This window comes from Flavobacterium sp. AC274 (genome assembly GCF_979258275.1).
The window spans coordinates 4905798-4921936 of the sequence record NZ_OZ409852.1 but is presented as its reverse complement, the minus strand read 5'-3'; the positions used below and the strand labels follow the sequence as shown (position 1 = coordinate 4921936).

7 protein-coding genes are annotated in these 16139 nt (G+C 36.5%); 5 read left to right on the top strand and 2 right to left on the bottom strand.

The genetic code is table 11. The features are described 5' to 3' along the window. Positions 1-45: 45 nt before the first annotated feature. Positions 46-1092: a sialidase family protein gene (locus tag ACZZZT_RS22275; RefSeq protein ID WP_463461988.1), complete on the top strand. Its 1047-nt coding sequence runs from the start codon at positions 46-48 to the stop codon at positions 1090-1092. 199 nt (positions 1093-1291) lie between these two features. Beyond that, positions 1292-2275: a M20/M25/M40 family metallo-hydrolase gene (locus ACZZZT_RS22270; protein ID WP_463461987.1), complete on the top strand. Its 984-nt coding sequence runs from the start codon at positions 1292-1294 to the stop codon at positions 2273-2275. 226 nt (positions 2276-2501) lie between these two features. On the opposite strand, the gene ACZZZT_RS22265 is transcribed toward ACZZZT_RS22270, so the two are convergent. Both ACZZZT_RS22265 and ACZZZT_RS22260 read right to left on the bottom strand, forming a co-directional pair. Continuing rightward, positions 2502-3092 carry a hypothetical protein gene (locus ACZZZT_RS22265; RefSeq protein ID WP_463461986.1) on the bottom strand — a complete coding sequence of 197 codons (591 nt, stop codon included), beginning with the start codon at positions 3090-3092 and terminating at the stop codon, positions 2502-2504. Between the two features lie 254 nt (positions 3093-3346). Further along, positions 3347-3799: a DUF1810 domain-containing protein gene (locus tag ACZZZT_RS22260; RefSeq protein ID WP_463461985.1), complete on the bottom strand. Its 453-nt coding sequence runs from the start codon at positions 3797-3799 to the stop codon at positions 3347-3349. Between the two features lie 782 nt (positions 3800-4581). Between ACZZZT_RS22260 and ACZZZT_RS22255 the strand changes: the two genes are divergently transcribed. The 3 genes from ACZZZT_RS22255 (at position 4582) to ACZZZT_RS22245 (ending at position 15257) form a co-directional block, all read left to right on the top strand. Continuing rightward, positions 4582-9795 (top strand): hypothetical protein, encoded by a 5214-nt coding sequence (locus tag ACZZZT_RS22255; protein ID WP_463461984.1) that lies wholly within the window; start codon positions 4582-4584, stop codon positions 9793-9795. A 258-nt stretch (positions 9796-10053) separates the two neighbouring features. Then, positions 10054-11973, top strand: coding sequence for a hypothetical protein (locus ACZZZT_RS22250; protein WP_463461983.1), 1920 nt, complete (start codon positions 10054-10056; stop codon positions 11971-11973). 1109 nt (positions 11974-13082) lie between these two features. After that, positions 13083-15257: a hypothetical protein gene (locus ACZZZT_RS22245; RefSeq protein ID WP_463461982.1), complete on the top strand. Its 2175-nt coding sequence runs from the start codon at positions 13083-13085 to the stop codon at positions 15255-15257. Positions 15258-16139: the final 882 nt, after the last annotated feature.

Below are 16139 nucleotides of genomic sequence, written 5' to 3'. Positions count from 1 at the left end.
TTGAAATTGCCATTCAAATTTCACTTTAAAAACTTTTACAATACAATGATTTCAAAATTTCATTCAATACTATTATTCGTTTTGATAAGTATTACGTGTACTTCTCAAAAACAGAACCCACAAGCTTATAATATTAGAAATAATTTTATAACAGAAAAACCAATTACTACAAACAGTCACGCTGCAACTTTGGTCGAAATAAAACCAAACGAAATTATGGCGGCTTGGTTTGGCGGAAGTTACGAAGGTGCAAAAGACGTTGGAATTTATTTCTCAAACTATAAAAACAAAACCTGGTCTGCACCGCAAAACTTGATTAAACCTTTAGTAAAGGAAAAAGACACTCTGGCTTGTTGGAATCCGGTTTTATTTAAAGCCAAAAGTAAAACCTTATACTTGTTTTATAAAGTCGGTAAAAATCCAAGAGAATGGTTTGGAGCCATGATTACCTCTAAAGATGATGGAACGACATGGAGTAATCCCGAATACTTACCAGAAGGTATTTTAGGACCAATAAAAAACAAACCGATTGAAGCAACCCCGGGAGTTATTTTATGCGGAAGCAGTACCGAAAGTGTAGAAAAAAACGAATGGAGAAGTCACGTAGAAACCTACACGGAAGCAACCGGAAAGTGGGAGAAAATAAACATCGAAAACAAACAGAATTTCGATATTATTCAGCCAACGTTTTTGGTACATTCTGATAAAAAACTACAGATGTTGTTTAGAAGTAAACACAATAAACTAATTACAAGCTGGTCTGAAGATAGCGGTCAAAGTTGGAGTCAAACAGATAGTATAAATGTTGTAAATTCAAATTCAGGAATTGATGCTTTAAGTTTATCTAAAAAATCTTTCCTGGTAGTTAATAACCCACTAAAACAAGGAAAAGACTGGTTTAATGGAAGAAATGTATTAGATGTTGAACATTCAAAAGACGGAATTCATTGGAACAAACTTTTCGATCTTGAATATCAACCCGAAGGAGAATTTAGTTACCCCGCTATTATTCAAACCTCAGATAAAAAAGTACATGTTTTATATACTTATAATCGAAAATATATCAAGCACGTAAGTTTTGATGTGAATTAGATAAATAGCATAACTCGTTGCTATAATTTGTTTTAACACATAGAAACATAGATTTATATTGAAATGAGTAAAAAAAGAATATAAAAAGAAACTAGTTTCTCACACATAGTCCCAAAGAAACTATGTTTGTTAATGCAAGTGAAACGCCTTTTTTAAGCTACGAATACTATGCCTCTATGTGTTAAATTAATAAACGCTTATGATGAAACTTTTTAAAAATTCAAAATTTAAGACCGTATTACTATTTACATTATTTGCCAATATTGCAATTAATGCTCAAAATGGAATCAATCCCAAAATATTTTATAAACACGATAAATATCTTTCGTCAGATAAAATGCAAGGCCGTTTTCCGGGAACAAAAGGCAATGATGATGCTGCAGTCTATATTGGAAAGTATTTTAAAAAATATGGCTTAAAAAAGTTCAACGATAGTTATTATCAGTCTTTCAGTCTTTTTGTAAAAGAAGGATTGAATAAGGTGAAATCAGACAGCGTTAAAACCCAAAACGTTGTCGGTTATATCGAAGGATCTGATGAAAATCTAAAAAACGAATTTATCGTTATTGGAGCGCACTACGATCATTGGGGTTGGGGCGGACAAGCTTCCGGAAGTAAAAAGAAAGATGTTGTAGCGATTCACAATGGAGCAGATGACAATGCATCCGGAGTTTCGGCTTTGTTGTGTATATTAGAAGAATTATCGAAAGCCAAAACAAAACCAAAACGAAGTATCATTTTTATTTCCTTTAGCGGAGAAGAAGAAGGCTTATTAGGATCTAAATATTTCGTTTGGCATTTACCAGTCGAAAAAAGCGCCGTAAAAGTAATGCTTAACATGGATATGGTGGGAAGATTAAATGCAGAAAAACAAATCTACATGGGTGGCGCCGGAACTTTCCCCGACGGAGTAGAACTAATGAAAAAACTTGGAGAAAACAGTGGCCTCAATCCTGTCGTACACGCCGGAGAAGTGGGAGGGTCTGATCATGTTTCGTTTTACAAATCGGGAATATCTGTAATAGGTTTCCATACCGGAGGACATCCACAATATCATACTCCCGAAGATGATGTTGATTTAATTAATATTGATGGTGGGGCTTTGGTGGCGAGGTATATTTATAAGGCTTTGATATCAATTGCAGATTATGATGAAGAGTTATTTTTTATAAATCAGGATTAGAAAATATTGACATGGTGCTAAAAATCTATGACAAGCAGAATTTAGAAGCTTGTTATGTGTCTGAAAGTTTTATAAAGGCTACTTAATGTTTAACGATTTTTGGTGTATTGATAAAATTTCCATTGGTTTATATATGAATATTACAACATAAAAAAGCAACCCAGTTACGAGTTGCTTTTTGTTTTGATTTATTTGTGTCTGTTGCGGGCAAAGAAAGAATTCCACGTTATCGTCGCGTTAATATATCTGAACCATCTGGTTCATTGTAATTTGGTAATCGGAAAAAAACGTCAACACCTCCATCCCCCATAATTAGAAAATAATTTTCTGACTTTGAAAATCCTAAATATTTATTTCCCTCATAACTATTTTGTTGCAACTCTAAAAAATATTTTTTTCCATTCTTACAATTTAAGAGTCTAGGCACCTTAATATTCCAAGTAATATCAAAATTTTCTATGTTCCATGTATGATCTTTTGTTAATAAATTTCCACCACCACCTCTTAATCCAAAAATAAATACAGTTTCAGACTTACTTTGAACAAAATAAGTCAGATTATCATCAGATATATTTTTTCTAAATGAATTCTCATAATCACTAAATATGATATTCTTTTTAAGAATATCATAAATAAAAATTCCATCTGTATTAATTAGTAAAATATTATCATCTGAAAGCCATCCAATTGCTATTATTCCATTTAGCCGAATAGCCGAATAGTACTCCCATCCAGCTGCTTTTCCGACTAAGTTTTCGTCTGATAACTCATTAAATACACTGGCTTCATATTTGTTTTTTAACTCTCGTAATCTCATAATTGTAGATTTATAATTCTACCACTACCCGGAACTTGTCACTTAAGAAAACCGTTTATTTTATTGGAATGAACCCCGCTCGTGTACGTTCAAAGATCTATAAAAATTAAACAAGTTTGAAAGTCTTTTTAAATTTATATTATAAGCTGGAAATAATTTCCAGACATTTTGATACAAAAAAAACTATTGAAAACTTTGTTATCAATAGTTTAGTAAGATTAGGGAATTAATTATATCCCACTATATTTTTAAAATTAAGCCACAGCCAACTTCACACTAGAAGAATTAATTAATGACAAAGTTTGTGAATCTAACTGACCAGAAAAAAATGTATTTAAAACATCTCTAAAAACCGGATCGGCATTTTCTACCTGAGAGAAAAGCGTCATTGAAGAACGTAGTTTACGAGCATCCAAATCTCCCAAAATAGACTCAATAGATTTTCTTTTAAAAGTCAGTAAAAGTTTTGAAATTTCTATAAGATGTTTTGCTAATACGGGATGCTGCAAAAATTCGCCAGCTTCCTTAAGATCATTTATAGCATAATAGTTTGCAACGCTGCTAGTGCCAAGTCCTTTTATTTGTGGAAAGATAAACCACATCCAATGAGTTTGTTTTTTGCCTTTTTTGATTTCTGAAAGTGCAGTAAGATAAAGTTTGTTTTGTGCATCTAAAAATCGCATTAAGTCAGTATCTAAGTAAACCATTTGTATTGAATTTTAAAAGGATTCATAAAAGTTTTGAGTGTTCCTATGTTTGATTAAGTTGAATAAAAGTTCTGATTTGATTTCTATTCAATCTATCTCAACAACGGCTCAAATGTAAATGCTGAATTGGATTTATTGGTTATATAATTTTAGTCACTTGTTATATAATAACAACATTAAAACAATTGTCATGCATTTTTCTAGTACCTAACCACATTTTTCACCACAATATTATTTTCTGTATTCGAAATTATATTAGCCGTTAGATTTTATCCAAAAGATTATTAACGACAATTCGATAAATACAGGAGCTGTCTTTTTACTAGATTTTTGTGAAGCATCTATATTGCTCAGATTATTATTTGATTATCTATTACAATTTTCATTGAAGAAAATCTGCATTTTTGATTCTTTACCAGACCCCTTTAGCAAGCTTAAGTCATCCAGTGATAATTCATCTTTGAAAAATTGTCGCTTTTTGTAGATCAAAAAAATCCATATAGCTTATTAGACATTTTAAATTACACAAATAGTAAAGATGAAATTGAATAATAAGTATCCTTTTTTTAGCCAATATGAGATTTGTGTTGTGTATGTTGTTGATTTACAAGTGTTATTGATGGTTTTTTTAGCCTCTAATATTTGAAATACCCTAATTTATAATTTTAAAGACGTATGCCGATAAAAGTCTTTAATATTTAGAAAGACCTTTGCATCGTCAAACTTTTAGATGTTTGAATAATAAACACTTAAGAAAATTAATTACAGAATAATTAAATGTTATGAAAAATAGATTACTCCCTTTGTTTGTTGTTTTGGGATGCTATACAGGCTATTCACAGGTAGGTATTGGAACATTAACTCCAAAATCTTCCGCACAATTAGAAGTTTTTTCTAATAATAAAGGTGTATTAATACCTCAGGTAGCTTTACAAAGTATTACAGACCAAACAACTATTATTAATGGTAATGTTAATAGCTTACTGGTTTTTAATACTACTAACAATTCTAATATCACTCCTGGTTACTATTATTGGTTTGATAATAAATGGAATAGAATGCTATCTGCTGGAGATGTTAAATCATCATCTGAGATTGAAAGTGGCAATGGTGTACCAGGTGCTAAAGGTCAGGATGGTTATCCTGGAGAAAGTGTAAAATTTTATATAGATAATTCTACAAAAACAGTTTACGTTCAAAATGCAGACGGAACCTGGACACCTATCACCGGAGCCAAAGGAGATAAGGGAGATAAAGGAGAAGTTGGCGTTGCCGGCGGAACTGGAGCTCCTGGAAACAAAGGAGAAGCAGGATACCCTGGAGAAGGCGTTACAATGTATGTTGACAATTCAACAGGAATTGTTTACGTTCAGGATGCAGATGGTAAATGGACACCGATTAATGGAAAAGATGGTAAGGACGGAAAAGACGGGGAAGTTGGCGTTGCCGGCGGAAACGGAGTTCCCGGAGCCAAAGGAGAGGCAGGTTACCCTGGAGAGAATGTAAATATTTATACAGATAATTCTACAAGTACAGTTTACGTTCAAAACGCAGACGGAACCTGGACACCGATCACTGGAGCCAAAGGAGATAAGGGAGATAAAGGAGAAGTTGGCGTTGCTGGCGGAACTGGAGTTCCTGGAAACAAAGGAGAAGCAGGATACCCTGGAGAAGGTGTTACGATGTATGTTGACAACACAACAGGAGTTGTTTACGTTCAGGATGCAGATGGTAAATGGACACCGATTAATGGTAAGGACGGAAAAGACGGGGAAGTTGGCGTTGCCGGTGGAAACGGCGTTCCCGGAGCCAAAGGAGAGGCAGGTTACCCTGGAGAGAATGTAAATATTTATACAGATAAAGAAACAAGTACAGTTTACGTTCAAAACGCAGACGGAACCTGGACGCCTATCACCGGAGCAAAAGGAGATAAGGGAGATAAAGGAGAAGTTGGTGTTGCAGGCGGAACCGGAGTTCCTGGAAACAAAGGGGAAGCAGGTTACCCTGGAGAAGGCTTTACAATGTATGTTGACAACACAACAGGAGTTGTTTACGTTCAGGATGCAGATGGAAAATGGACACCAATTAATGGTAAAGACGGAAAAGACGGAGAAGTTGGCGTTGCCGGCGGAAACGGAGTTCCCGGAGCCAAAGGAACAGATGGCTACCCTGGAGAGAATGTAAATATTTATACAGATAATTCTACAAGTACAGTTTACGTTCAAAATGCAGACGGAACCTGGACACCGATCACTGGAGCCAAAGGAGATAAGGGAGATAAAGGAGAAGTTGGCGTTGCTGGTGGAACTGGAGTTCCTGGAAACAAAGGAGAAGCAGGATACCCTGGAGAAGGCGTTACGATGTATGTTGACAACACAACAGGAGTTGTTTACGTTCAGGATGCAGATGGTAAATGGACACCGATTAATGGTAAGGACGGAAAAGACGGGGAAGTTGGCGTTGCTGGCGGAAACGGCGTTCCTGGAGCTAAAGGAGAAGCAGGCTACCCTGGAGAGAATGTAAATATTTATACAGATAAAGAAACAAGTACAGTTTACGTTCAAAACGCAGATGGAACGTGGACACCTATCACCGGAGCCAAAGGAGATAAGGGAGATAAAGGAGAAGTTGGCGTTGCTGGCGGAAACGGAGTTCCTGGAGCCAAAGGAGAAGCTGGCTACCCTGGAGAGAATGTAAATATTTATACAGATAAAGATACCAATACAGTTTACGTTCAAAACGCAGATGGAATCTGGACACCTATTACCGGAGCCAAAGGAGATAAGGGAGATAAAGGAGAAGTTGGCGTTGCTGGCGGAACTGGAGTTCCTGGAAACAAAGGAGAAGCAGGTTACCCTGGAGAAGGCGTTACGATGTATGTTGATAATTCAACAGGAGTTGTTTACGTTCAGGATGCAGATGGTAAATGGACACCGATTAATGGTAAGGACGGAAAAGACGGAGAAGTTGGCGTTGCTGGCGGAAACGGAGTTCCCGGAGCCAAAGGAGAAGCGGGTTACCCTGGAGAGAATGTAAATATTTATACAGATAAAGAAACAAGTACAGTTTACGTTCAAAATGCAGACGGAACCTGGACACCGATCACCGGAGCCAAAGGAGATAAGGGAGATAAAGGAGAAGTTGGCGTTGCTGGCGGAAACGGAGTTCCCGGAGCCAAAGGAGAGGCAGGTTACCCCGGAGAGAATGTAAATATTTATACAGATAAAGAAACAAGTACAGTTTACGTTCAAAACGCAGACGGAACCTGGACACCGATCACTGGAGCCAAAGGAGACAAAGGAGATAAAGGAGAAGTTGGCGTTGCTGGCGGAACTGGAGTTCCTGGAAACAAGGGAGAAGCAGGTTACCCTGGAGAAGGCGTTACGATGTATGTTGATAATTCAACAGGAGTTGTTTACGTTCAGGATGCAGATGGTAAATGGACACCGATTAATGGAAAAGATGGTAAGGATGGAAAAGACGGGGAAGTTGGCGTTGCCGGCGGAAACGGCGTTCCTGGAAATAAAGGAGAAGCAGGTTACCCTGGAGAGAATGTAAATATTTATACAGATAATTCTACAAGTACAGTTTACGTTCAAAACGCAGACGGAACCTGGACACCGATCACCGGAGCAAAAGGAGCTGACGGAGTTGCCGGAACAAACGGGGTTGATGGAAAATCAGCATTTGAGATCTGGCAAGAACTTCCTGGAAATGACGGAAAATCAATCACAGAATATTTAGCCGGATTAAAAGGAGCAGACGGAGTTGCCGGAACAAACGGGGTTGATGGAAAATCAGCATTCGAGATTTGGCAAGAGCTTCCTGGAAATGATGGAAAAACTATCACAGAATATTTAGACGGATTAAAAGGAGCAGACGGAGTTGCAGGTGCAGATGGAAAATCAGCATTTGAGATCTGGCAAGAACTTCCTGGAAATGACGGAAAATCAATCACAGAATATTTAGACGGATTAAAAGGAGCAGACGGAGTTGCAGGTGCAGATGGAAAATCAGCATTTGAGATCTGGCAAGAACTTCCTGGAAATGACGGAAAATCAATTACAGAATATTTAGACGGATTAAAAGGAGCAGACGGAGTTGCGGGAACTAACGGGGTTGATGGAAAATCAGCATTCGAAATCTGGCAAGAACTTCCTGGAAATGATGGAAAAACTATCACAGAATATTTAGACGGATTAAAAGGAGCAGACGGAGTTGCAGGAACTAACGGGGTTGATGGAAAATCAGCATTCGAGATTTGGCAAGAACTTCCTGGAAATGATGGAAAATCAATCACAGAATATTTAGACGGATTAAAAGGAGCAGACGGAGTTGCAGGAACAAACGGAGCAGACGGAAAATCAGCATTTGAGATCTGGCAAGAACTTCCTGGAAATGATGGAAAAACTATCACAGAATATTTAGACGGATTAAAAGGAGCTGACGGAGTTGCCGGAACAAACGGGGTTGATGGAAAATCAGCATTCGAAATCTGGCAAGAGCTTCCTGGAAATGATGGAAAAACAATCACAGAATATTTAGACGGATTAAAAGGAGCTGACGGAGTTGCAGGAACTAACGGGGTTGATGGAAAATCAGCATTTGAGATCTGGCAAGAACTTCCTGGAAATGATGGAAAAACTATCACTGAATATTTAGACGGAATAAAAGGAGCAGACGGAGTTGCAGGTGCAGATGGAAAATCAGCATTCGAAATCTGGCAAGAACTTCCTGGAAATGACGGAAAATCAATCACAGAATATTTAGACGGATTAAAAGGAGCAGACGGAGTTGCAGGAACAAACGGAGTTGATGGAAAATCAGCATTTGAGATCTGGCAAGAGCTTCCTGGAAATGATGGAAAATCAATCACAGAATATTTAGACGGATTAAAGGGAACTGACGGAGTTGCGGGTGCAGATGGAAAATCAGCATTTGAGATCTGGCAAGAACTTCCTGGAAACGACGGAAAATCAATCACAGAATATTTAGACGGATTAAAAGGAGCTGACGGGGTTGCAGGTGCAGATGGAAAAGATTTCAAATACACAGATTTCACCTCTGAGCAATTAGCAGGTCTTAAAGGAGAAACTGGAGTTGCTGGAACTGCAGGAACCAATGGTGTTGATGGAAAAGATTTCAAATACACAGATTTCACGCCTGAACAATTAGCAGGTCTTAAAGGAGAAACCGGAGTTGCTGGAACTGCAGGAACAAATGGTATTGATGGAAAAGATTTTAAATACACAGATTTTACACCTGAACAATTAGCAGGTCTTAAAGGAGAAACCGGAGTTGCTGGAACTGCAGGAACAAACGGTGTTGATGGAAAAGATTTCAAATACACAGATTTCACGCCTGAACAATTAGCAGGTCTTAAAGGAGAAACCGGAGTTGCTGGAACTGCAGGAACAAATGGTATTGATGGAAAAGATTTCAAATACACAGATTTTACACCTGAACAATTAGCAGGTCTTAAAGGAGAAACTGGAGCAACAGGTCCAATCGGATTAACCGGAGCAACTGGAGCCAAAGGAGATGCCGGAGTACAAGGTCCAATCGGATTAACTGGAGCAACAGGTCCAAAAGGTGATACTGGTGCAACAGGAGCTCAAGGGCCAATCGGATTAACTGGAGCACAAGGTATTCAAGGTCTTAAAGGAGACACTGGAGCAGCTGGAGTTGGTGGTGTAACAACACAAGGAACAAATGTTACTATAACAGGGGCAGGTACAGTTGCTAGCCCATATGTTGTAAATGCAAACGTTCCTCAACAAGCTATCGATGAATTTACTGCTGCAGTAGGTCAGACTAGTTTTACATTAGCTGCAACACCTTCATCGTTGTCTAAAGTTAAGTTATACATTAACGGTGTTCGTATTGATAAAGACGCGATAACAGTTAGTGGTAATGTATTAACGTACAACAATGCAAATAACGGTTCTTATGCTTTAATGGCTGGGGATAATATTATGATTGATTATTTAAAATAATAGCATTAGAATTTAAGTAGGAAGCACATTCTTTCTATAAAGAATGTGTAACCTTTTAACTTCATAAAGTCTTATCTAAAAACAAAGAAAATTTTATCTTAAGTTGTTGTTTTTTAAATGTTTAATTGCAATTAATTTTGTAAGGTACAGATAACTTTGCACTATGTTTTAGAACGATTTAACCTAGGAAGTTTATGAAGATTAATTTCTTCTTTAGTTTAATGCGATTAATGAATCATAAAAAAATATTTCAGAAAAATGAAAAAAATAATATGTATGCTGCTTTTAATCCAGGGAGGATTTCTAATGGCACAAACAGAAACAGTAGTCACCGTAAATGGTAAAAAAGTGACAATTAATCCTAATGCTCTTAATACAGCAAATAACGGATTGACGGTAACGGGCGGTAACGTTCAGTTAGGAGGGGATTTAACAAAACCTTCCGTTTTAACCACAACATCTGCTTTTACCTTAGCATTAAAAGGTTTGCAAACTGGTGCCGCTACAGACAATATAGTGGTAACAGATGCTAATGGAGTTTTAAAATCTGTAACAAAGGCAAGCTTAGGGGATAACCTTGGTAATCATTTTGCTACACAAAATCTAGATATGAATGGTAAAAATATCAATAATATTTTTACTGGTTTTATTAAAAGTGAACTGCAAATATTAGACAGAACAGCGGGAAATACAAATTATTTCGGACTTTATAAAAACGATGGTCTTTTTGGTATTTGGAATAGCTTAAGAAAAAGTAATGATTTTAGTATAGATGAAGTAACTAGAAAAACAAGTGTACATAATTTAGCTATTTATAGAGGTACTGATGATTCTGCACCGGCAGCAGGTTATGTGGCCGTTGCGGCAGATACAAATGGTAATGTAGTTTGGAGAGCCGCTTCAGCAATAGCTGGAGCAACGGGAGCAACTGGAGCACAAGGACCTCAAGGGGTTGCCGGACCAGCTGGTGCTACAGGACCAGCAGGAGCTACCGGAGCAACGGGAGCACAAGGACCTCAAGGGGTTGCCGGAGCAACAGGTACATTTGATACGGGATCATTATATGCACTTACCTCTGCAAATAGTGCTTTAACAGTAACAGGAGGAGGTAAATTATTAACTGCAGCAACAGCTTTAGATATTAAAGGTGGTACAGCAGGACAGGTTTTAAGCTCAAACGGTACGGGATCTGCAACCTGGAAAGATGCTGTAGGGGATAATCTTGGTAATCATACTGCTACACAGGATTTAAATATGAGCAGTAAAAATATTCTTAATATTAATAATGCTTATGTTAAGAATGATTTACAGATAGCTGATAGAACAACTTCTAATACAAATTATTTTGGACTTTATAAAAACAATGGTATTTTGGGTATTTGGAATAACTCAAAATCTACTAATGATTTAACTATAGATGAAGCAACCAGAAAAACAGGTGTAAATAATTTATCTATTACTAAAGGTACTGATGGTTCTGTGCCTGCAGCAGGTTATGTAGCTGTTGCGGCAGATGGAAATGGTAATGTAGTTTGGAAAGCAGCATCAGTAATAGCGGGAGCAACTGGAGCTACCGGAGCAACTGGAGCACAAGGACCTCAAGGGGTTGCTGGGGCAACGGGACCTAAAGGAGATACTGGAGTAACAGGACTTACAGGAGCGCAAGGAGTTGCCGGACCAGCTGGTGCTACAGGACCAGTCGGAGCTACCGGAGCAGTGGGAGCACAAGGCCCTCAAGGGGTTGCCGGAGCAGTGGGAGCAACTGGACCTCAAGGAGCAACAGGAACATTTGATACAGGATCATTATACGCACTTACCTCTGCAAACAGTGCTTTGACTGTAACAGGAGGAGGTAAATTATTAACAGCAGCAACTGCTTTAGATATAAAAGGTGGTACAGCAGGTCAGCTTTTGACTTCAAATGGTTCAGGATCTGCAACTTGGAAAGATGCTCCGGATGCTGGTATCGTCCCTACTGATACTGGTACTGTTATTGCGATTGATGGTAAACTTGTAGTAGCGCAGGAAATTACAGCACAAATGACGGCAAATTATACTACAAATGGGGGATTAGTGCAAATTGGAAATATTACAAATGTAGTTATTGATAATAAAAAAGATTTACAAGCTCAAGTAGCGGCAATAGTTTTAATGTACTTAATTCAGGAATTTATCTAATTACAATTAATGTTCAAATATCAGCTGTAGGTGCTGGAGCACATGTAATTGGTATTGTTGATAATACGACAGGTAAATGGGTAGCTAGGGTAAATGATTATTATGCGACACCAAATGCGCTTCAGACATATACACTTATTACTTCGATTGATATGGATTCAACGCATTCTTATTCTTTTGGTTGCGCAGCATCAAATTCGGCAGTGACTATTATGGCTTATAGTACAGGAGGTACAGGTACTGGTCCAGTTAGTTTTTCTCTTTGAAAAGATTAAAATAATTAAATTTAATAAAGGTAAATCTATATATTGGATTACAATGTCCATTTATCATAATTGAAAATTAAAAAAAGCGGTAGCGAAAGTTGCCGTTTTTTTGCTAAAGCTTTTATAGATTATTTTGGTTATGATAGACTATTTATTATATGAAGTTAATAGTTGAATTTATAAGAAATGGAATTTTTAAGTATTTCCTGTAATAAGAAAAAACTAGCAGCTATTTATAAAAGGAATAATTGGTGATCGGTAAAAATGGTTGCTATTTTCTATCTAATTGCGTCAAGAGAATAAAATAAAATTTTCTATTAACACAGTCAATAACAAGGCATATATAAATGACTTAATATACAATTCTAAAAAGCTCTTAAGGCTAAGTTTAAATTATTACATAAGAATTTAGTACTGTAAAATTAAAAGAGTTAAATCACATGTAAGTGATTGATTGTTAATGAAATAATAATTATATTTAATCCTGTTTTAATACAGGAAAGACTTTGATAGGTTATCCATGTTTTGATTCCGAAGTAATTTTGCATCATAAAATAATAATGTGATTTATACCAAAAATTATATAAACATGAAAAAATAATACTTTATATAAAGTAAATAATAAGGATACAGATCGTTTTATTAAAGGCGGTTCAATTTGTAGCTTTTGCCTTTTGACTGGTTTGCTGGCTTCTTACAAAGGACATGCCTAGTTTTATGACAAAGGGAAGTTGTAACAGGACAAAACTATTTTGTCAATGCATTAAGATTGATTTCTTCTTTAGTTTAATGCAATTAATGAATCATAAAAAAATATTTCAGAAAAATGAAAAAATAATATGTATGCTGCTTTTAATCCAGGGAGGATTTCTAATAGCGCAAACAGAAACAGTAGTCACAGTAAAGGGTAAAAAAGTCACAATTAATCCTAATGCTCTTAATACAGCAAATAATGGATTGACGGTAATGGGCGGTAACGTTCAGTTAGGAGGGGATTTAACAAAACCTTCAGTTTTAACCACAACATCTGCTTTTACCTTAGCATTAAAAGGTTTGCAAACAGGTGCAGTTACAGACAATATAGTGGTAACAGATGCTAATGGAGTTTTAAAATCTGTAACAAGTGCAAGCTTAGGGGATAATCTTGGTAATCATTTTGCTACACAAAATCTAGATATGAATGGTAAAAATATCAATAATATTTTTACTGGTTTTATTAAAAGTGAACTGCAAATATTAGACAGAACAGCGGGAAATACAAATTATTTCGGACTTTATAAAAACGATGGTCTTTTTGGTATTTGGAATAGCTTAAGAAAAAGTAATGATTTTAGTATAGATGAAGTAACTAGAAAAACAACTGTACATAATTTATCTATTTATAGAGGTACCGATGATTCTGCACCGGCAGCAGGTTATGTAGCCGTTGCGGCAGATACAAATGGTAATGTCGTTTGGAGAGCAGCTTCAGCAATAGCTGGAGCAACGGGAGCAACTGGAGCACAAGGACCTCAAGGGGTTGCCGGACCAGCTGGTGCTACAGGACCAGCCGGTGCTACTGGAGCCACGGGAGCGCAAGGGCCTCAAGGGGTTGCCGGAGCAGCAGGAACATTTGATACAGGATCATTATATGCACTTACCTCTGCAAACAGTGCTTTAACTGTAACAGGAGGTGGTAAATTATTAACTGCAGCAACAGCTTTAGATATTAAGGGTGGTACAACAGGACAGGTTTTAAGCTCAAACGGTGCGGGATCTGCAACTTGGAAAGATGCTGTAGGGGATAATCTTGGTAATCATACTGCTACGCAAAATTTAGATATGAGCAGTAAAAATATTCTTAATATTAGTAATGCTTATGTTAAGAATGAATTACAGATATCTGATAGAACAACAACAAATACAAATTATTTTGGACTTTATAAAACCAATGGTTCTTTTAGTATTTGGAATAACTCCAAATCTACTAATGATTTAACTATAGATGAAGCAACTAGAAAAACAGGTGTAAATAATTTGTCTATTACTAAAGGTACTGATGGTTCTGTGCCTGCAGCAGGTTATGTAGCTGTTGCGGCAGATGGAAATGGTAATGTAGTTTGGAAAGCAGCATCAGCAATAGCGGGAGCAACTGGAGCTACCGGAGCAACTGGAGCACAAGGACCTCAAGGGGTTGCTGGGGCAACGGGACCTAAAGGAGATACTGGAGTAACAGGACTTACAGGAGCGCAAGGAGTTGCCGGACCAGCTGGTGCTACAGGACCAGCCGGAGCTACCGGACCAGTGGGAGCACAAGGCCCTCAAGGGGTTGCCGGAGCAGCCGGAGCAACTGGACCTCAAGGAGTAAAAGGAGCATTTGATACTGGATCATTATACGCACTTACCTCTGCAAACAGTGCTTTGACTGTAACAGGAGGTGGTAAATTATTAACAGCAGCAACAGCTTTAGATATAAAAGGTGGTACAACGGGTCAGATTTTGACTTCAAATGGTTCAGGGTCTGCAACTTGGAAAGATGCTCCAGATGCTGGTATCGTCCCTACTGATACTGGTACTGTTATTGTTGTTGATGGTAAACTTGTAGTAGCGCAGGAAATTACAGCACAAATGATGGCAAATTATACTACAAATGCGGGTGGAATAGTGCCAGTTGGAAATGTTACAAATGTAATTATTGATAATAAAAATAGATTTACAAGCTCAAGTAGCGGCAATAATTTTAATGTAGTTAATTCAGGAATTCATCTAATTACAATTAATGTTCAAATATCAGCTACAAGCGGTGGACGACGACCAGAAATTGGTATTGTTGATAATACAACAGGTAATTGGGTGGCTAAGGTAAATGATAATTATGCGACAGCAAATGCGCTTCAGACGTATACACTTATTGCTTCGATTGATATGGATTCAACGCATTCTTATTCTTTGGCCGTATCAACAGCAGGTTTGCAAATGACGATTATGGCTTATAGTGCAGGAGGTACAGGTACTGGTCCAGTTAGTTTTTCTCTTTGAAAAGATTAAGATAATTAAATTTAATAAAGGTAATCTATATATTGGATTACAATGTCTATTTATCATAATTGAAAATTTAAAAAAAGCGGTAGCGAAAGTTATCGCTTTTTTGTTGTTAAAGCTTCTTTGTAGATTATTCGGGTTATGACAGATTATTTATTATATGAAGTTAATAGTTGAATTTATAAGAAATGGAATTTTTGAGTATTTGCTGTAATAAGAAAAACTAGTAGCTATTTATAAAAGGAATAATTGGGTGATCGGTAAAAATGGTTGCTATTTTCTATTTAATTACATCAAGAGAATAAAATAAAATTTTCTATTAACACAGTCATAAGTAAGACATATTAAAATAGCTTAATTTATAGCTTATTAACCTTAAAATGGGTATTATACTGCCTTATTATCTGGATATTTGTGTATTATTTTTCATTACTTCTAGAGGAGTAAAATAATATTTTCTTAACTGTTTTTTTTAGGATGAGGAGGTTTAAGCTTCCTCATTTTTTTTAAGTGTTTTACATTTTTTAAAAACACACAAAATCCCAATTATTTTTGCCATCATTAACTTAATAAGCTTTTAATAAATAAAAGTAATTCTAAAAAAACGAACAGTATATATGAGTTTTTAATTTACTATTTAAACTATAACATACAATCGATTTAACCTGCAATTCTATAAACTTTTATAGATAAAAACACAAATTTTCACACAAGGATTTTACATTATAATAATAGGATATAAAGATTTTAGCTGACTTGTTAAATGTTTATATGTGGTTGATTATGTGATGATAGCATGTTATTTAATCCTATTGTAATACACTAATGACCTTGACAGGTTATTTAAGTTTTATAGTCGAAGTAATTTTGCATCATAAA